At 53.2% G+C, this 20263-nt stretch carries 10 protein-coding genes; 6 read left to right on the top strand and 4 right to left on the bottom strand.

The window, feature by feature from the left end:
* Window positions 1-116 precede the first annotated feature (116 nt).
* The 3 genes from JNC80_RS02670 (at window position 117) to pncB (ending at window position 11739) form a co-directional block, all read left to right on the top strand.
* Window positions 117-1157 (top strand): sulfate/molybdate ABC transporter ATP-binding protein, encoded by a 1041-nt coding sequence (locus tag JNC80_RS02670; RefSeq protein WP_376709438.1) that lies wholly within the window; start codon window positions 117-119, stop codon window positions 1155-1157.
* A gap of 458 nt (window positions 1158-1615) precedes the next feature.
* A complete protein-coding gene (locus JNC80_RS02665) occupies window positions 1616-10291 on the top strand; it encodes a glycoside hydrolase family 94 protein (protein WP_376709437.1) in 8676 nt (2891 codons plus the stop codon).
* 143 nt (window positions 10292-10434) lie between these two features.
* The gene (pncB, locus tag JNC80_RS02660; protein ID WP_075654053.1) at window positions 10435-11739 is read left to right on the top strand and encodes a nicotinate phosphoribosyltransferase; all 1305 of its coding nucleotides are present in this window, start codon (window positions 10435-10437) and stop codon (window positions 11737-11739) included.
* A 41-nt stretch (window positions 11740-11780) separates the two neighbouring features.
* Here the strand turns inward: pncB and JNC80_RS02655 are convergent, their stop codons facing one another.
* Both JNC80_RS02655 and JNC80_RS02650 read right to left on the bottom strand, forming a co-directional pair.
* On the bottom strand, window positions 11781-12716 hold the full coding sequence (locus tag JNC80_RS02655; protein WP_376709436.1) for a carbohydrate kinase family protein: 936 nt from the start codon (window positions 12714-12716) through the stop codon (window positions 11781-11783).
* A gap of 10 nt (window positions 12717-12726) precedes the next feature.
* Entirely contained in the window at window positions 12727-13473 is a 747-nt protein-coding gene (locus JNC80_RS02650) for an SDR family NAD(P)-dependent oxidoreductase (protein ID WP_022711309.1), read from the bottom strand.
* A gap of 137 nt (window positions 13474-13610) precedes the next feature.
* Between JNC80_RS02650 and glpK the strand changes: the two genes are divergently transcribed.
* Together glpK and JNC80_RS02640 are read left to right on the top strand one after the other, a co-directional pair.
* Window positions 13611-15107: a glycerol kinase GlpK gene (gene glpK / locus JNC80_RS02645; protein WP_376709434.1), complete on the top strand. Its 1497-nt coding sequence runs from the start codon at window positions 13611-13613 to the stop codon at window positions 15105-15107.
* A complete protein-coding gene (locus tag JNC80_RS02640; protein ID WP_376709432.1) occupies window positions 15094-15573 on the top strand; it encodes a GNAT family N-acetyltransferase in 480 nt (159 codons plus the stop codon). The genes glpK and JNC80_RS02640 overlap by 14 nt, the downstream gene beginning before the upstream one ends.
* 102 nt (window positions 15574-15675) lie before the next feature.
* On the opposite strand, the gene JNC80_RS02635 is transcribed toward JNC80_RS02640, so the two are convergent.
* Window positions 15676-18105 (bottom strand): PBP1A family penicillin-binding protein, encoded by a 2430-nt coding sequence (locus JNC80_RS02635; protein WP_376709431.1) that lies wholly within the window; start codon window positions 18103-18105, stop codon window positions 15676-15678.
* A 342-nt stretch (window positions 18106-18447) separates the two neighbouring features.
* Between JNC80_RS02635 and JNC80_RS02630 the strand changes: the two genes are divergently transcribed.
* Complete coding sequence (locus JNC80_RS02630) at window positions 18448-19554, top strand: acyltransferase family protein (protein ID WP_376709430.1); 1107 nt, start codon at window positions 18448-18450, stop codon at window positions 19552-19554.
* Window positions 19555-19635: 81 nt separating this feature from the next.
* On the opposite strand, the gene JNC80_RS02625 is transcribed toward JNC80_RS02630, so the two are convergent.
* On the bottom strand, window positions 19636-20256 hold the full coding sequence (locus JNC80_RS02625) for a ribonuclease D (RefSeq protein WP_121991997.1): 621 nt from the start codon (window positions 20254-20256) through the stop codon (window positions 19636-19638).
* Window positions 20257-20263: the final 7 nt, after the last annotated feature.

Below are 20263 nucleotides of genomic sequence, written 5' to 3'. Positions count from 1 at the left end.
ATCCCGAAAAGTGTGAGCGGTTTTCAGAGTACGCTTACAACAAAGAGACAGAGCGTTTTGAATGCTCCAATATGAATTGCATTGCACTGGCATGAGGGTGCCTGAAAGGATTGAGAATGGAAGTACGCGTTGTTGAGGTGCGCAAGGAGTTTGAGCAGTTTCCGGCGCTGCACAACGTTTCGCTTGATATTCGTTCAGGCGAGCTGATTGCTTTGCTCGGCCCTTCCGGCTCGGGTAAGACCACTTTATTGCGTCTGATTGCAGGGCTGGAAAGCCCGACAGAAGGCACGGTCTATTTTGGCGAGGATGATGCCTCAAATAAAACCGTGCAGGAACGCAATGTTGGTTTTGTATTCCAGCATTATGCTTTGTTTCGTCATATGACATTGGCGCAGAATGTCGGTTTTGGTCTGAAAGTGCGCCCGCGCTCTACACGCCCGTCCAAAGCGGAAATCTATAAACGCGCGGTTGATCTGCTCAATCTGGTGCAATTGCAGGGCTTGGAAAACCGTTATCCGGCGCAGCTCTCCGGTGGTCAGCGTCAGCGTGTGGCTCTGGCACGTGCCATGGCGATTGAACCGAATGTATTGTTGCTGGATGAGCCTTTCGGTGCACTGGATGCGCAGGTGCGAAAAGAACTGCGCAAGTGGTTGCGTGAGATTCATGACAGCACCGGCCATACGACGGTCTTTGTAACCCACGATCAGGATGAGGCTCTGGAACTCGCCGACCGTGTTGTGGTGATGAGTCAAGGGCGCATCGAGCAGGTCGGAACACCGGACGAGATTTATGACAGCCCGAATTCTGCTTTCGTCTATGGTTTTATCGGTGAATCCAGCCGTCTGAATGTGCGTGTGGAGCAGGGGGCACTCTGGTTGGCGGATCGCTCGCTGGGGCTGAAAACCGATCAGGCAGACGGAGAAGCCGTGCTATATTTCCGCCCCCATGATGTGGAGCTGGTGGAGGGATGTGGCGGCTGCATTGCCGGTGTGGTCACCGCGACAAGGCGTGTGGGCGCCAAGCGCCGTGTTGAGCTGGAAGTCGGCGGTAACCGCGAAATTGTCGAGATTGAAATTCCGGCCGAGAATGAAGCGGTGACCGGCAGCCGTCTGGCATTCCGTCCGAAATACTGGCGGGTCTTTGCCTCTCAAAACTGAAGAGATACAGCTCGAAAAATGATTCTCTGAAACGCCGGATACAGGGCTGAATTTCGGCTCTGATATCCGGCGTTTTTCTTATCAGAAAGGGGGACTTTCAAAATAATTTAATCCGTTTAAAGTGCACTCAGGCAACTTTTCTCACCCTCTGGCATTATATCAAAGCGTGCTGCCCCAGCTTTGTCAGGGCTTGCGCATTGTCGGAACGCAAATTGCAGAGGGTAGCCTGTTGATTTTTATAACGTAAAGTTAAAATCAGCTATGATTTGTGCTTTGCGATTTTACCAAATTCGACCATGGCATTCTTTGCGGACGTAATTTGGTCATAACTGTTTAACACCACCGATCATGCGTGAATCTTCATGGAATTCACGGGATCTGAAGCATGTGTTTGCGGATATGGCAAATCTGACCATCCGTAGCGGAACTTAAATCTTATAAAAGGCTGTAAAAGGCATATGCCGGCTTTGTCTTTCTCTCTTTCATCGTTGTTTTCCCGCCCTGTTGCTGACCGCCTTTTGCCGGTTTTGCCTTTGCCAATCAGGGGGCATTATAAAACACCAGAAGAATTACAACTGCTCGCTGCGGCGCTGGCCCGCAATGAAGCCGTGCGCTTGCCGGATTATGAGAAATTCGATTTTAACAAACGGCTTGCAGAAAATGCCGGTCTGATCCTGCATGCCTATCGCTCGTCCGATGCGGCATCGCGCAACGGCGAGACGATTACGCCGGCTGCCCAGTGGCTGCTCGACAATTATTACGTTGTCGATAAAAGCATGCAGCAGGCACGCCGCGATTTGCCGGACAAGTTTTTGCGCCAGCTGCCGCTGGCAGCTAATATCCATCCGGATGGTGCTGTATCAAAAAACACCGATGCATCTGCCAATCTGAGCACCGAAGGCCTGCCGCGGGTTTTCGCACTGGCATGGCTCTATGTTGCCCATAGCGACAGTGGTTTCTCGCTCAAAAGCCTGAAAGCTTTGATCGACGGTTTCCAGAGTGTGGAGCCGCTGCGCATCGGTGAATTATGGGCACTGCCATCGGTTATCCGTTTCATGCTGGTGGAAAATGCCCGTCGCCTGGCGCTGCGTGTTGAGCGCGCCCGTGCGATGCGTAATTTCGCCAATCGCGTGGCGGACAAGATTGTGGTCGCTTCTTCACCGGAAGAGCTGCAATCCATCCTGACAGAATATAGCGAACCGGCGCGCGACGGCACTTTCGCCACGCATCTGCTTTATCGTTTGCGCAGTGCATCCACGGCCACCGGACCGGCGATTGAATGGCTGGAAGCCCAGCTTGAAGCCACCGGCCGTGATGTTGAGGAGATTATTGTCGAGGAACATTCCCGCCAGTCCACCGGCGGTATGACCATGGGCAATATTATCCGCTCGCTCAAAACCATTGATGACGTGGACTGGACCTCATGGGTTGAGACTGTCAGCATTATGGATGCGATCCTGCGCGAGAACAGCGATTTCGAAAATCTCGATTTCGCCTCACGCAACAGCTATCGCGTGACCATTGAAAAGATCGCCCGCAATTCCCGTATGACGGAAATTGAGGTGACCAATACAGCTCTGCGGCTGGCGCGCGAAAAATCGCTGCGTGAGCATAAAATCACCGAGCGTGAACAAAGCGGTGCAATTGCCTATTATCTGAGCGGCAATGCCCGCACCGAACTGGAACAGATTTGCGGTTATACGCCGCCTTTATCATCGCGTTTGCTGCGTCTCTATCGCGGGCTCGGCCTGTGGGGGATCGCTGCACCGGTCTGGGCAATGACTATCGGCCTGCTGGTGCTGGTTTATACCGGCATGGGTCGCATCGGTTTTGGCGAGAGCGAACAGCTGCTTTTCACTATCCTCGCGCTGTTCCCTGCCTATGAAGCCTCACTTGGCCTGTTTAATTCGCTGGTGCCGTGGTTTGTGCAGCCGAACCGTCTTGTCGGTTATGAATATCGCGACGGTCTGCCTGCCGATGCCCGCACGCTGGTGGCCGTACCGACGCTGATTAATTCGCGCGACAGTGTGGATGAACATATCCGCAATCTCGAAGTGCATTATCTGACCAATCCGCGCGGTGAGGTTTATTTTGCGATTGTCAGTGACTGGACAGACAGCAATGTCGAAGTCACGCCTGCCGATATGGAAGTGCTGGATTATGCCCGCGAGGAAGTCGCAAGGCTTAATGCGCATTATGCCGGAGAGGATTATGCCACCAATGGTCAGGCGCGGTTCTTCTTCCTGCATCGCCGCCGTCTTTACAATCCGTCACAGGGTTGCTGGATGGGCTGGGAGCGCAAGCGCGGTAAGCTGCATGAGCTGAACCTGCTGCTGCGTGGCGACCATGATACCAGCTTCTTCCCGTCGGATGTGCCGTTGCCGCGCGATATCCGCTATGTGATGACACTGGATTCCGATACCCGTCTGACACCGCAATCGGTGACCAATCTGGTCGGCAAACTGTCACATCCGCTCAATCATCCGGTCTTTGATGAGAAAACCGGCCGCATTACCAGCGGTTACGGTATTTTGCAGCCGCGTGTTACCCCGTCGCTGACCACCGGCGATGAGGCCTCATTTCTGCAGCGCGTCTTCTCCGCCAATCGCGGTATTGATCCATACGTTTTTGCAGTTTCTGACGTTTATCAGGACCTGCTGGGCGAGGGTACTTTCACCGGTAAAGGCCTTTATGATGTTGATGCCTTTGAAAAGGTGATGCAGGGCAAGATTGAGGAAAATACAGTCCTCAGTCACGATCTGCTCGAAGGCGGCTATGCCCGCTGTGCGCTCGCCAGCGATGTCGAGGTCGTGGAAGATTATCCGACCGGCTATAATGTTGATATTTCCCGTCATCACCGCTGGGCGCGTGGTGACTGGCAGTTGCTGCCGTTTCTGTTCTCAACCGGCAAAGGTGTCAGCAATGTCACCCGCTGGAAAATGGCCGATAACCTGCGCCGTTCGCTCAACCCGATCATGTGGGTGATTGCGTCTTTTGCGGGCTGGTGTTTGCTGCCGCTCGGCGTTGCTACCATCTGGCAGCTATTCCTGATTTTGGCGATGTTTGTGCCGATGATTTTCGGTATCGTCACCAATCTTATTCCGGTGAATATGGATTATTCGCTGAAAGGCCATGCTCAGTCGGTTCTGACTGATGTGACGCTGGCTTTTGCGGATATGGCGCTGCGTCTCAGCTTTATTGCCCATAGCGCAACGCTGATGGGCGATGCGATTGTCCGTACTTTCTATCGTCTGTTTGTCTCCCGCCGTTATCTTTTGGCATGGCGCGCGGCCGCGCAGATGAAGTCATCCGATACGCTGGATTTCTATGTACGCCTGATGTGGCCGTCGCTGCTGATCGGCGCATTGGCTTTCCTGCTTCCGGTATTGTTCGGCAGCAAAGCGGTGCTGATTGCTGTCCCTTTTGCCGTGATCTGGATTGCTTCGCCATGGATTGCATGGGCGGTAAGCCGCTCGGCTAAACCACAGGATACGCTGGAAGTCCGCTCCAGCGATAAAGGCGATCTGCGCCGCTATGCCCGCCGTACATGGCGCTATTTCGAAGCCTTCACCAATGAGGAAGGCAACCATCTGCCGCCGGATAATTATCAGGAAGATCCGGTGGGTATTGTGGCAATGCGCACATCCCCGACCAATATCGGTGTCTATTTCCTCTCTGTGATTTCAGCGCGTGATTTCGGCTGGATCGGCTTCAACGATACGCTGAACCGTATTGGTTTGACGCTGGATACGCTGGAGAAGATGGAGAAATTCCGCGGCCATCTCTATAACTGGTATGAGACTGATACGCTGAAACCATTGCAGCCGCTTTACGTGTCGGCGGTGGATAGCGGCAATCTGGCCGGTCATCTGGTTACATTGTCTTCGGCGCTGGAAGAATGGGCGCAGGCGCCGTCCGTCTATCTGCAGGGCGATTTTGAAGGTATTCTCGACGTTAACGACATTCTGGAAGAGGCAATTGCTGCCATTCCGGATGATCGCCGTATTCTGCGCCCACTGCGTCGCCGTTTGGAAGAGCGGATTGCCAATTTCCGTCGCGCTGTGCGTTCCTTCCGCGAGGAGCCGGAAACCGCCTCTTTCCGCACCATCAATATTTCACTTTTCGCCAAGGATATTGAAAAACTGGCGCTGGAACTGGATGATGAGCTGGAAACTACCCAGTCTCAGGAAGCGCTGGAATGGGCGCGGACTCTGGTTGCCACCTGTAAAGCGCATACGGATGATGCGATCGGCGAGCATAATGCTGAAGAACTGCGCATACAGTTGCAGAGCCTTGCCAGCCGTTCCCGTCAGCTGGCTTTTGACATGGAATTCGGCTTCCTTGAGCGCAAGGAACGCCGCCTGCTGTCGATCGGCTTCCGCGTGCAGGAAAACGAACTGGATGAGAGCTGCTACGATCTTCTGGCTTCGGAAGCCCGTCTTGCCAGCCTGTTTGCGATTGCCAAGGGTGATGTGCCGGTAGAACATTGGTTCAAACTTGGCCGCCTGCTGGTGCCGGTCGGTTGGAAAGGCGCTCTGCTGTCCTGGTCAGGATCGATGTTCGAATATCTGATGCCGCCGCTGGTGATGAATGAGCCGCTTGGCTCGCTCCTTGACCAGACCAATAAGCTGGTCGTGCAGCGTCAGATTGAATATGCAACCTCCCGCGGTCTGCCTTGGGGGATCTCGGAAGCGGCCTATAATGCCCGCGATCCGCAGATGAATTACCAATATTCCAATTTCGGTGTGCCGAAACTGGGTCTGCAGCGCGGTCTGTCGCGTAATGCGGTGATTGCACCTTATGCGAGCCTGCTGGCTTCGCAATATCGCCCTGCTGATGCGGTTTCCAACCTGAAGACCTTGCAGAAGCTCGGCGCTTTGGGACGTTATGGTTTCCATGATGCTGTGGATTTCACTCCGTCGCGTGTGCGCGAAGGTGAAAAATGCGCTGTGGTGAAAAACTATTATGCACATCACCATGGCATGTCGATTATCGCGGTTAATAACGTGATTTTTGATGGTCGTATGCGCAGCCGTTTCCATTCCGATCCGGTGATTGAAGCGGCTGAACTGCTGTTGCAGGAAAAAGCACCGCGTGAAATTCCGATGGTCTATGCCAAGACGGAAAATCCGATGCGTGTGGACAGCGGTGCCTTTGATGAAGCGCCGATGCGCATTATCGAAGAGCCACTGAAAGCACCACGCAGTGTGCATCTGATGTCCAATGGCCAGTATTCGCTGATGCTGACGGCTGCCGGCAATGGTTACAGCCGCTGGCATGATCTGGCGATTACCCGCTTCCAGCCCGATGCGTCTGAAGGCATGCAGGGCAGCTTCCTGTTCCTGCGTGATATTGAAAGCGGACGCTGGTGGTCGGCGACCGGTGAGCCGTCGCGCCATCTGGAAACAGAAACCAAAACGGTGTTCACAGAAGACAAGGCCGAGTTCTACAAAACCTCCGGCGATATCAAGACTGTGGTGGAAACCATCGTTACCACCGATGTCGATGGTGAAGGACGCCGGATTGATATTATCAATACCAGTTCGCGCGACCGTGTGATCGAGGTCACATCCTATGCGGAACTGGTGCTGAATAATCCGGATACGGATGATGCACATCCGGCTTTTGCCAAAATGTTTGTGGAAACGGAAATCGCACCGGACGGTACAACAATCTATGCCAAACGGCGCAAACGCGCACCATCAGACACAGAAGTGCATGTGGCGCATTTCGTGACGGATCTGTCGGGCGCTGTGCGTGAAACGGAAGCCGAAACTGACCGCCGTGTCTTTATCGGCCGTGGCCGCACGCTGCGTAATCCGGCGGCTTTCGATCCGGAGATGAAGTTTACCGGCAGTCAGGGCACTGTGCTTGATCCGGTTGCCTCATTGCGTACCCGTGTCCGTGTTCCGGCGCATAAAAAAGTGTCGCTGGTGTTCTGGACACTGGCAGGCGGTTCGCGCTCTTATCTGGAAGAAAAAGCGGCAGTTCTGCGTTATCCTGAGGCCTTTGCCCGTGAATATACGCTGTCATGGACACGTAGCCAAGTGCGTCTGCATCATGTCGGTATCAAACCGGCTGAGGCGACAGATTACCAGAAAACCGCTGCTTATCTGATCTATCCGGATCGCGCTTTGCGCCAGCCATCGGAAGTGATTGCTGCGGGTCTTGGTGCGCAATCTGATCTCTGGCCATTGTCGATTTCCGGCGATGATCCGATTTTCGTGCTGCGGATTGATAATGAGGCCGATCTTGAAGTGCTGCGCGGTGTGCTGAAAGCACAGGAATACTGGCGCGAAAAAGGTCTCACCGTTGATGTGGTGGTGGTCAATGAACGGGCCTTCTCCTATGCGCAGGATACCCAGCGTGCAGTTGAATGGCTGACGGAAAGTTTCCGTGTCCGTTCGCAGCATCAGGGACAGAAACAGCACATCTTCACGGTGCGCCGCGATCAGATGAGTGAGGCGTCCTATAATACGCTGCTGGCTGCTGCACGGATTGTTATGCATGCGCAAAACGGCTCTCTGGCAGAGCAGCTCAAGCGTATTCAGGAACTCTCAGTTGATCTGGCACATCGCAAAGAAACCAAACCGGAAAGTGCTGATCCGCGTCTGAACCGCCGCGACAGCCGTCTGGCTGCAGAAGCTGATGCCGCACAGCAAAGCGGTGATGGTGTAAAAGCCATCGCCAAATTGCCGGGTGTGGCTCCGCGCCAGTCTATAACAAGTAAGCCGGTTTCCGGTGACGGGCTGGAATTCTGGAACAGCTATGGCGGTTTTGATACAGACGGCAATTATGTTGTGCGTCTCAATGGTGACAGCACAACCCCGCATCCGTGGATCAATGTGATTGCCAATGCGGAATTCGGCTTCCATGTTTCAGCGGAAGGTTCCGCTTTCACATGGAGCGGTAACAGCCGTGATTATCAGCTGACCCCGTGGTCGAATGATCCGGTTTCCAACCTTCCGGGTGAAGCGCTCTATATTGCGGATCGTGACAGCGGCAAGGTTTTCGCACCTGCGGCCAATGTCATCCGCGATGCGGATGTGACCTATGAAGCGCGTCACGGTCAGGGCTTTAGCACATTCACCTCTAAACATGGTGATGTGTTCTGTGAACTGACAATGGCGGTTGATCCGGACAAGCCGGTGCGCCTGACGCGTCTGCGTCTTGTCAATCGCGGCCAGTCGATGAAACGCCTGCGGCTCTATAATTATGCGGAATGGGTGCTGGGCAATGTCCGTGCCAAAAACGCCGCTTATATTGTCCCGCGTTTTGATGAAGAGCTGGGCGCACTCTTTGCCCGTAATCCTTATCACACCGACAAGGCAGGGCAGGTGGCCTTTCTGACGGCAAATATTCTGCCGGCATCGGTCACTTCTGACCGGCAGGAATTTATCGGTGTCACCGGTTCCGTTACCGAACCTGATTGTGTGATGCAGGGCAAATCCCTGTCAGGCACAGTTGAGGCCGGACGCGATCCTTGTGCGGCTCTGAGCTATGATCTGGAACTGAGTGCAGGACAGACCAAAGACATTCTCTTCATTCTTGGCAATGCTAAAGATGAAGAAACGGCACAGGGACTGATTACCTATGGCCGTGGTCTGGATATAGATGATCTGCTGGCGCGTACTTCTGAGCAATGGCAGGATTTTACTGCACCATTGCAGGTGAAAACGCCGGATCGCTCTTTCGATCTGATGGTCAATCGCTGGTTGCCTTATCAGAGCAAGGCTTCGCGTATTCTGGCGCGTGCGGCGTTCTATCAGGCCAGCGGTGCCTATGGCTTCCGCGATCAGTTGCAGGACACGCTGTCATTGCTGATGCTTGATCCGCTCTTGGCACGCAAGCAATTGCTCAATGTCGCCGGTCGCCAGTTTGCGGAAGGCGATGTGCAGCATTGGTGGCTGCCGGTGACGGGGGCAGGCGTACGCACACTGATCTCCGATGATGTGGTGTGGCTGTCCTATGCGGCAACGCTCTATACGCAGGTGACCGGCGATCTGGCGGTGCTTGATGAGGAGATTGCTTATCTGCAGGGCCGTGCTTTGGGCGAGGGCGAACATGACGCTTTCTACCAGCCGGAAACCTCCGACAAAACCGATACGGTCTATGAGCATTGTGTGAAAGGGCTTGAACTGGCCATGCAGCGCACCGGTCAGCATGGTCTGCCGCTGATCCTTGGTGGCGACTGGAATGACGGCATGAACCTTGTCGGCGTTGAAGGTAAAGGCGAGAGCGTCTGGCTCGGCTGGTTCCTGAGCTATACATTGCAGCAGTTTATTCCGTTGAGTGTTTCGCGTGGTGATACGAGCCGTGCGGAAGCTATGCAGAAGCATCTGGATGCTCTGAACAAGGCATTGGAAGAGCATGGCTGGGACGGTGAATGGTATCGTCGCGGTTATTTCGATGACGGCGCACCGCTTGGTTCTCACCTGAGTGACGAATGCCAGATTGATGCGATTGCCCAGAGCTGGGCTGTGCTGTCCGGTGTTGCTGATCCTGAACGCGCAGATCAGGCGATGGCTTCACTTGAAAAGCATTTGCTGGATGAAGAGGGCGGCTTGCTGCGCCTGTTCACTCCGCCATTTGACAAGACTGAACATGAGCCGGGTTATATTAAAGGCTATCCGCGTGGTGTGCGTGAGAATGGCGGGCAATATACCCATGGTGCCACATGGGCGATCATGGCGCTGACCAAACTCGGTCGTGGTGATGAGGCTTATAAGCTGTTCTCGCTGATTAATCCGGTGCATCACGGCGAAAATCCTGAGACCTATCGTGTTGAGCCTTATGTGATTGCAGCGGATATTTACTCCGTTGAACCACGTCGCGGTCAGGGCGGCTGGACATGGTATACCGGTTCTGCAGGCTGGTTCTACCGCGTGGCAACAGAGGGTATTCTCGGCTTGAGCAAGCGCGGCAATGAGCTGTTCCTCAATCCGGTACTGCCGTCTGACTGGGATGGTTTTGAGCTGGATTACCGTCATGGTGAGGCACTGTATAAAATCACTGTGCGCAATAAAGCCGGTCGGGACAGTCTGAAAGTGGACGGCAAAGCAGTCAAAAAACGCGATGCCGGTATTGCACTGACAACGCAGGGACAGCACGAGATTGTGCTTGAACTGAAATAAGTCAGACTAAACAGAAACTTTAAATAAAGGGCGGTGAGCAATCATCGCCCTTTATTTTTGCTGAATTCTGCTTATGGTCTGTCCAACAAGAATGATGCTCAGGATGAGAATAAATCTCATCGGATCAGATAAGGACATCTGGCATGACCAGAACAGATATTGCGCAGCGCGTTTATAACCATACGTGGAAGCTGGATCCGATTGTTCGCAGTCTGCTGGATACGGATTTTTATAAGCTTTTGATGCTGCAAATGATCTGGGGGCTGTATCCGCAGGTGGATGCGACTTTCTCGCTGATTAACCGCTCGAAAACTGTGCGGCTTGCCGATGAGATTGATGAAGGTGAGTTGCGTGCGCAGCTTGACCATGCCCGCTCATTGCGCATGACCAAAAAGGAAATGATCTGGCTGGCCGGTAATACATTCTATGGTCGCAAGCAGATTTTTGCGCCGGAATTTCTGCAATGGCTCAGCACATTCCAGCTGCCGGAATACGAGCTGACACGCCGCGACGGACAATATGAACTGCATTTCCACGGACCGTGGACGCATACGACAATGTGGGAAATTCCGGCGCTGGCGATTATCAATGAATTGCGCTCCCGCGCAGCGATGAAGTCCCTCGGGCCTTTCGCGCTGGATGTGCTTTATGCCCGTGCCAAAGCCAAAATGTGGGGCAAGGTTGATCGTCTGCGCCAATTGCCGGATTTGAAAATCTCTGATTTCGGCACCCGCCGCCGTCATTCGTTCCTCTGGCAGCGCTGGTGTGTGGAAGCGCTGAAAGAAGGCATTGGCGATGCCTTTACCGGCACCAGCAATGTGCTTCTGGCAATGGATACTGATTTGGAAGCGCTCGGTACCAATGCCCATGAATTGCCGATGGTGCTGGCAGCTATGGCCGATACGGATGAAGAATTACGCTCGGCACCTTACCGCGTGTTGCAGGACTGGAACCGTTATTATGGCGGCAATCTTTTGATCGTGCTGCCGGATGCATTCGGCACCACAGCATTCCTGCGCGATGCGCCGGACTGGGTTGCAGATTGGACAGGTTTCCGCCCCGACAGTTCTCCACCTATTGAGGGCGGAGAGCGGATTATTGAATGGTGGAAATCAAAGGGCAAAGACCCGCGTGAGAAATTACTGATCTTCTCCGATGCACTGGATGTGGATACGATTGAAGAGACCTACCGCCACTTTGAAGGCCGTGTGCGGATGAGCTTTGGTTGGGGCACCAATCTCACCAATGATTTTATCGGCTGCGCACCGAAACACGTTTCAGGACTAGGAGCCATTTCGCTGGTCTGTAAGGTGATTGATGCCAATGGACGTCCGGCGGTGAAACTCTCGGACAATCCGTCAAAAGCCACCGGCGATCCGGAGGCGGTCAAACGCTATATCGAGTTTTTCGGCGGTGAAGATCGGGTCACTCAGGAAGTGCGGGTTTAAAATACAAAAGGCGGCTTTTTAAGAAAGCCGCCTTTTCCTTATCAAGTGATTTCATAATCCCACGGCGGATTGGCACCGGCACGCGACACGGTAATCGCTGCGGCTTTGATGCCAAAGGCGATGGCTTTGGTCAGCTGTTCTTGCGAGATGGTCGCAAGGGATTGCTTATTCAGTAGGCCTTGTTTTACAAGGCTCACCAACACACCGGCATTGACCGTATCACCGGCACCGACCGTATCGGCCACGGTGACTTTTTCGCCACCGACACTGATTTTACCGCAGGATGCATAGGCTACGGCACCATCTGCGCCTTTGGTGACAATGATGATTTTAGGTCCGTTCTGTCCCTCTGCGGCCAGCCAGTTGCGGATAATCGCATCATGATCCGTGCCTTCATCAAACCAGAGCAGGTCTTCATCTGAGACTTTGACAATATCAGCCAGTGCAATCATCCGCTTGATCCGCGCCAGATGGGCGGCTTTGTCCGGAATAAAATTCGGGCGGATATTCGGGTCGAGCATTGTCACACGGTTTGGCGCTTCCCGCCGCATCAGCGCTTCATAGGTACTGCCGCAAGGTTCCGGAATGAGGCTGATACCGCCAAACATCAGAGCGCTGACATCAGCACCCAGTTCCGGCAGTTGCGCCTCACTGAGCAAACGACCGGCGGTGTTTTCATCGTAGAAATTATAGCTCGCCTGACCATTATTCAGCCGGACAAAGGCAAGCGTTGTCGGTTGATCCGAGACTGCACAAAACCGCGTATCAACGCGGGATTTTTCCAGTGTATCGCGCAGGATTTGCCCGAGAAAATCCGATGATAGGCCGGAGAAAAATCCGGCCTTTGCACCCAATCGACCAATGGCAATTGCTGTGTTGAACACGGAGCCGCCTGCATGCGGCACAAAGCCGGTCTCGCCGCCCTGTGTTTCGCGCGGCAGCATATCAATCAGCGCTTCTCCGCAGGAGAGGATCATGCTCTCATCCTTAAACGTGTTGACCGCCATTGATGTGGATTTCTGAGCCGGTCACGTAGGATGAGGCTTCAGTGCAGAGGAAATAGATGGTTTCAGCCACTTCCGATGTCTGGCCAAGACGGCGCAACGGCATCTGCTCCACCAGTTTTTCTGTGCCCGGTGACAGGATGGACGTTTCAATTTCGCCTGGTGCAATCGCATTGACGCGAATACCATGCGGGCCGAAGTCGGAGGCCATTTCACGGGTCAGACCGGCAAGCGCTGCTTTGGATGTGGCATAGGCGGTACCGGCAAAAGGATGCACGCGGCTTCCGGCAATAGACGTGACATTGACCACCGAACCCTGCGCCGCTTCCAGTTCTTTGAACAAACCACGCGCCAGCATGATCGGCGCAAAGAAGTTTACCTGAAACACATCGCGCCAAGTGGCCATTTGGGTTTCAATGGAATTGAGGCGGCTTCCGCCAGCGCCTTTTGGCGAAATACCGGCATTGTTGACCAAGGCATTAAGCTGACCGCCATTGTCTTCCAGACGACGGCGGATTTCCGAGATTGCACGACCGATATCTTCCGGATCAGCCAGATCAACCTTGATATGATCTTCAGGGCCAGCAGGCCACGGGCAGTTGTCGGAAAAATCCTGACGTGAGCAGGTAATGACACGCCAGCCCGCCCGTGAAAAACGCTTCACGGTTGCATGGCCGATACCGCGGCTGGCACCGGTCAGTACGATGGTTTTTTTAGGCGTATCAGTCATTTTAATCGGCCTTTATTGCTAATTTTAAGTGGACACTATCACTATAGATTTTAAAATTTGCAAGGCGTGTTTAAATTTGGCACTGAAACATTACGCACATAATTTCAGAAATATGTTTTTGGGAATCGGAGATATTTATGTCGAAACTGATTTTGGCAATCGATCAGGGTACAACATCCAGCAGAGCCATTTGTTTCGATCAAAATCATAAGATCACCGGTCTCGGACAAAAGGAATTTACACAGCATTATCCCAAATCCGGCTGGGTCGAGCATGATCCGGAAGAAATCTGGCAAAGCGTTGTTACGACCTGCAAACAGGCGGTTGAAAATGCCAGCGCCAGTATGGAAGATGTGGCAGCAATCGGCATTACCAATCAGCGTGAAACGGTGGTGGTCTGGGATAAGACAACCGGCAAGCCGGTCTATAATGCGATTGTCTGGCAGGATCGCCGCACCCAAAAAGAATGCCTGAAACTGAAAAAACAGGGCATTGAGCCGCGTATCCGCCGTAAGACAGGCCTGTTGCTTGATCCGTATTTCTCCGCAACCAAGCTGGCATGGATTCTCAACAAAGTGTCCGGTGCGCGTAAAAAAGCGGAGAAGGGCGAGCTGCTGTTTGGCACAATCGACAGTTTTCTGATCTGGCGGCTGACCGGCGGTCAGGTTCACGCCACCGATGCCACCAATGCTTCCCGCACTTTGTTGTTCAATATTGCCAGGAATGAGTGGGATGAAGAACTGCTGAAACTGTTCAACATTCCGCGTAGCATGCTGCCGGGAGTAAAAGATTGTGCCGATGATTTCGGTGTGACAAAAGCTGATGTTCTGGGCGCGGAAATTCCGATCCTCGGTGTGGCGGGTGACCAGCACGCGGCTATGATCGGTCAGGCTTGTTTTGCCAAAGGTATGTTGAAGGCGACTTTTGGCACCGGTTGTTTTGCGCTGCTCAATACCGGCAAGGATAAAGTTCTGTCGCGCAATCGTTTGCTGACGACTATTGCCTATCGCCTGAATGGTGAGGTGACTTATGCGCTGGAAGGCTCGATTTTTGTTGCCGGTGCTGCAGTACAATGGTTGCGCGACGGTTTGAAAATCATCAAAAATGCAGCGGAATCCGGTGAACTGGCGCTCAAAGCGGATGAGACTCAGGATGTCTATCTGGTGCCTGCTTTTGTGGGCTTGGGCGCTCCTCATTGGGATGCAGAGGCGCGTGGTGCCATATACGGGCTGACCCGTAATTCGGGACCCGCCGAGATTTCCAAGGCTGCGCTGGAATCCGTTGCTTATCAGGCACATGACCTGCTTGAAGCCATGCATAAAGATTGGAAAACTGACACCAGCGATATTGTTTTGCGGGTTGATGGCGGCATGGTTGCCTCCGACTGGACGATGCAAAACCTGTCAGACATTCTCAACGCGCCGGTTGACCGTCCGGTTATTCTGGAAACCACTGCATTGGGAGCAGCGTGGCTTGCAGGTATGAAGGCTGGTCTCTGGGGCGATATGCAGACTTTTGCCAAAGACTGGCAGCAACAGCAGCGTTTTGAGCCGCTGATGGAGCCAGCTTTGCGCAAACGTAAAATCAATGGCTGGCATAAGTCTGTACGCAGCACACTCCGTGCGAAACAATAAAATGCTGATAAGGGCGGCGACAGCAGAAGATGCTGCGGAGATTTGCACGGTTCTGCGCTGCTCAATCACGGAGCTTTGTGTTGCGGATCATCAGAATAACCCGCGGATTTTGAATCCATGGCTTGCCAATAAAACAGAAGACAATCTGCGGGCATGGATTGCGCGCGAGGGGCAGATCTATTGTGTCGCCGAGATTGCCGGGCGGATTGCCGGTGTTGCTGCTGTCTCGGCAATAGACGGTGTTTTGCTCAATTATGTTTCACCGGATCATCAGTATCGCGGTGTCAGTAAAGCTTTGATGGCAGTATCTGAAGGCTGGCTTAAAGAGCAGGGGCAGGTTGTGAGCCGTCTGACCAGCACGGCCACAGCAAAACAGTTTTATGAAAAGCTCGGTTATTTACCCGAGGGCGATGCCAAAACGGGAAGGTCGGGCATGCCGTCCTTCCCGATGAGTAAAGCGCTATAAGCATTTCCAGCAAAAGTGCGAAGCGGTTTTGCGTAGGACAATGCGTAAAAACAAATAGACAGAGCGGTTCCTACGATTCATTCTTAACTGGAACCGCTCTGATTATTCCCCGTTGCCCATGATCACGTCCAGCAATGTCGTGTTTTTGCGCACGGGTTGTCCGCCGACATCACCTTGCGGGCGCGGGCCGTCATAGGCCGGATCTCCGGCCACCGGCGGTGGTGCATTATTGCCTTGCGGTGCCTGTACCGGATAGCCGGAATTGTCAGGCAGAGGCGTCGGATAGCCTGAATTATCCTGAACCGGTGGCGCTGTATTTCCAACCGGTGCAGGGTTTTCCTGTACGGAGATCGGCGGTTGCGCAGGTTGATTTTGCTGAGACGGTAATTGTGCACCGTCAGGCTGGCGCGGTGCACCGGGGGCTGGTGGCCAGTAAGTCTCATCATTTTCCGGCAAGGCAGGATAGCCACTATTGCCTGATGCAGGCGGCTGCTGGCCTATACTGGCCGTTGCATCCGGCAGCTCGTCACTACCGCCCGGCAGCACATTCTGAATTTCATAAGTGCTCGGCAGGTCGGCAACCGGTACGCCTTTATGGGCTGCAGTCATGAAAGTTTTCCATGCCATTGCAGGCAGGCCGCCACCGGTGACTTTCTTGGTCGGTTTGCCGTCATCATTACCGAACCACACGCCGGTGGTCAGATTGGCCGTATAGCCGATGAACCACGCATCACGCGAGCTTTGGCTGGTGCCGGTTTTGCCCGCTGCAGGCCAGTTGCCGAATTTGGCGCGTTTTGCCGTGCCGTCTTCAACTGTGCGGCGCAGCATGGCATTCATCATGCCCAGCACCTGCTCGGTAATAATCCGTTGCTGTTGTTCAGCCGGATATTCATAGAGCACATTGTCATCATTACCGGTGATTTTGGTAATCATATGCACCGGTGCGCGATAACCGCCATTGGCAAAAGGCACAAAAGCATCCGTCAGTTCCATCAGCGTGACTTCCGATGTGCCGAGTGCCAGTGAGGCATTGGTAGTGAGGGCAGACTGAATACCGAAACGATGGGCGGTATCGACCACGGCCTGCGGGCCGACTTCCATCACCAGCTGCGCAGCAACCGAATTGAGCGAGTGAGACAGAGCTGTTGCCAGCGTTACTTCGCCAAAATATTTGCCGTTATAATTGCTTGGTGTCCATTTGCCGATGCGCACCGGCGCATCATTGCGCACGGAGTCCGGTGTGCGTCCCTGTTCCAGTGCAGTCAGATAGACAAACGGTTTGAAAGTGGAGCCGGGTTGACGGCGGGCTTCCGACGCGCGGTCAAACTGGCTGTTGGCATAATCATAGCCGCCGATCATCGCACGCACCGCACCGGTGCCGTCAATGGAGACGAGGGCGCCCTGACTGACATCCATTTTCTTGCCGTTCTGCGAAATCAGATCACGAATGGCCTCTTCACCAACCTTCTGCAAGTCCAGATCAACAGTGGTATGAATGGTTACGTCGCTTTTGGTTTCACCGATCAGTTTCGGCAGTTCCGACAATACGGCATCTGCAACATAATTTTCAGACCCTGACCAATAGGCAGCGGCACGTGTCGGTGGTTCACTTTCGGCAATGGCCTGTTCTTTGAGGCCGATCATGCCCTGATCGCGCATAGCGGCCAGCACCAGCTTGGCGCGGTCATTGGCAGCTTTCGGGTCGCGGGCAGGCGAGAGGCGTGATGGTGCTTTCAACAAGCCTGCCAGTGTGGCGGCTTCGGTGAGGTTCACATCCTTGGCAGATTTATCAAAATAGCGCCGTGAGGCGGCATCCACGCCATAGGCACCGGAACCGAGATAAACACGGTTGAGATACATCTCCAAAATCTGGTCTTTGGTGTAAGTATGCTCCAGCCACAAAGCGAGCATCACTTCCTGCACCTTACGTTCCAGTGTTCTGTCTGGTGAAAGAAACAGATTCTTGGCCAGCTGCTGGGTGATTGTAGAGCCGCCCTGTACTGCACGGCCTTTGGTAATATTGGTAAAGACGGCGCGACCGAGACCAATCGGATCAACACCATAATGGGAATAGAAACGCCGGTCTTCGATGGCGATGACTGCCTGCGGAATGAAAGGCGACATTTCCCGCAAGCCGATAGCCTCGCCACCGGTCGTGCCGCGATTGGCAATCAGCTTGCCGTTTACATCAAGAATTTTGACATTCGGCGGACGGTCAGGAATAGCCCAGTCGCTGGTCGGCGGCATTTTGGCAGCGATATAAATCACCACACCGGCAAGGGCGATACCGCCCCACAGCATCAGGACAAATGACCAGTAGAATAGACGGCGCAGCCAGCGGAAAGAACCGGAAGCTGGCTCTTGTTTTTTTGATTTGCGGGAAGCGCGTTCAGGACGCTGTGCACGTTTTTTGGATGCGCTGCCATTCACGCGGTCACTCTCATCAATGCGCATTTCATCTTTATTGGCAGGCGTCTCTGGCTTTCCGAAGGACGGTTCTATGCGTCGGTCTTTTGAATCTCTGGAAGCCATATGCGTTGGTAAACCTGCTTAAAAAATTGAATAGCTGTGCTTTGCACCGTAATTGAGGCAGTTTAAAGAGCAGTAAAGTTTTGCTAACAGTATAATGCTGTCATCAGGGCTTTGAAATTATGCTTTGTATTCAAGAATGTACTTAAGAGCATATACCGAAAAACGTGCAGCGGTTTTCGGTGAAAGATGCGCGTAATAGCAAATGGACAGAGCATTCTGATATTCTGATTAAAACTGGAAATGCTCCAGTTCATTTAATGCAGGCTGCACACGAAAATACTATTCAGCTTTTGTGATATTTCATTATAGAAAACAGGTTAAACTGGTTCAGATAGGTATAGCGTGACACAACGAATTGACTGGGTCGATATCGCCAAAGGGATATGCATCATTTTTGTTGTGATGATGCATTCAACGCTGGGTGTGGAAGAGGCCGCCGGTCAGACCGGCTGGATGCATTATGTGGTCGCCTTTGCCAAACCGTTCCGTATGCCGGATTTCTTTCTGATCTCAGGCCTGTTTTTGAGTGCGGTAATCGACCGGCCTTGGCTGCGTTATCTTGACCGAAAAGTCGTGCATTTCCTGTATTTTTATGTGCTGTGGCTGACTATCCAGTTCGTTTTTAAAGCACCGGGCATCATGGCCGAGGGCGGCGTTTCCGGTGTCGTCAGTGCTTATCTGATGGCCTTTATCGAGCCTTTCGGCACGTTGTGGTTTATTTATATTCTGCCGTTTTTCTTTCTGGCAACGCGTTTCATGCGTGACGTGCCGCATTGGCTGGTATTGACTATGCTGGCCATTCTGGAAATCCTGCCGATCCATACCGGCTGGATCATGATTGACGAATTCTGCTCACGCTTTGTCTATTTCTATGCCGGTTATGCACTGGCACCGCAGATTTTCCGTATGGCTGAATGGGTAGCGCGCAACAACATGATTGCCGTAACCGGCCTGCTGCTCTGGGCTTTTGTCGAATATCAGATGGTGTTCACACCTGTACCGGAATTCGGCCAGTCGCTGCTGAGCGGACAGGCATGGCAGGCAGGCGGTCTGGGCGGCTATAGCGAATTGCCGCTGGTCTCGCTGTTCCTCGGCTTCCTCGGCGCTTTGGCGATTATCAGCGTATCATCGCTGCTCGCCTGTTTAAGCTCAGCGAATATTGTGCATCGGGTGCTGAGCTATCTGGGCGCGCATTCCATTGTTGTTTATCTGGCATTCTTCTTGCCGATGGCGGTTACCCGCACAGTGCTGCTGAAAACAGGTATCATTACCGATGTCGGCACGATTTCGCTGCTGACCATGATGATGGGTGTAATCCTGCCGGTTATTCTCTATGTGTTGATTGATAAAACCGGCTACGGACGCTTCCTCTTTGCGCGGCCGCAATGGGCTATTACCGAGCAGTTTCAGGAAAAGTGGAAGCCGGTTTTCCGTTCGAAGCTGCGTTGAATATGATCGTAGCGGGACTGTTCCGGTACGAGCGTAAGGCATATAATAAAAAAGCCCGCGAATATCGCGGGCTTTAAATTTTTATGCGTGAGCAAAGATGTCTTGCTCGTCCCAGCCCATCAGATCAAGTTCTGCACGGGTTGGCAGGAATTTAAAGCAGGCTTCAGCCTGTTTCTCACGACCATCGCGCTCCAGACGATATTCCAGAACCTTTTTCAGACGATGCAGATAGAGAACATCTGAAGCAGCATATTCAAGCTGTGCCTGAGACAGAGTTTCCGCTGCCCAGTCGGATGACTGTTGCTGCTTGGAAATGGAAACTTCCAGAAGCTCCGAGCAGATTTCTTTCAGGCCGTGGCGATCCGTATAGGTACGGGTCAGTTTAGAGGCGATCTTTGTGCAGAAAACCGGCTGCGGCATCACGCCGAATGTATGTGCCAGCACTGCCAGATCAAAACGGCCGAAATGGAAGATTTTAGTGATCGAACGGTCTTTGAGCAGCTTGACCAGATTAGGGGCTTTTTTCAGCCCCTTCTCGATCTGAATAATATCCGCGGTGCCGTCACCCGGTGAAATCTGTACGACACACAGACGGTCACGCAGAGGATTGAGCCCCAGCGTTTCCGTATCAATAGCGACGGAATCCACCTGATAATTATCAAGATCAGGCAGATCGTTTTTATGAACGCGGATAGTTGTCATTGAAAGT

Source organism: Pseudochrobactrum lubricantis (assembly GCF_041929865.1).
Lineage (GTDB): Bacteria > Pseudomonadota > Alphaproteobacteria > Rhizobiales > Rhizobiaceae > Pseudochrobactrum > Pseudochrobactrum saccharolyticum.
This window is presented reverse-complemented; position numbering and strand designations above follow the sequence as displayed.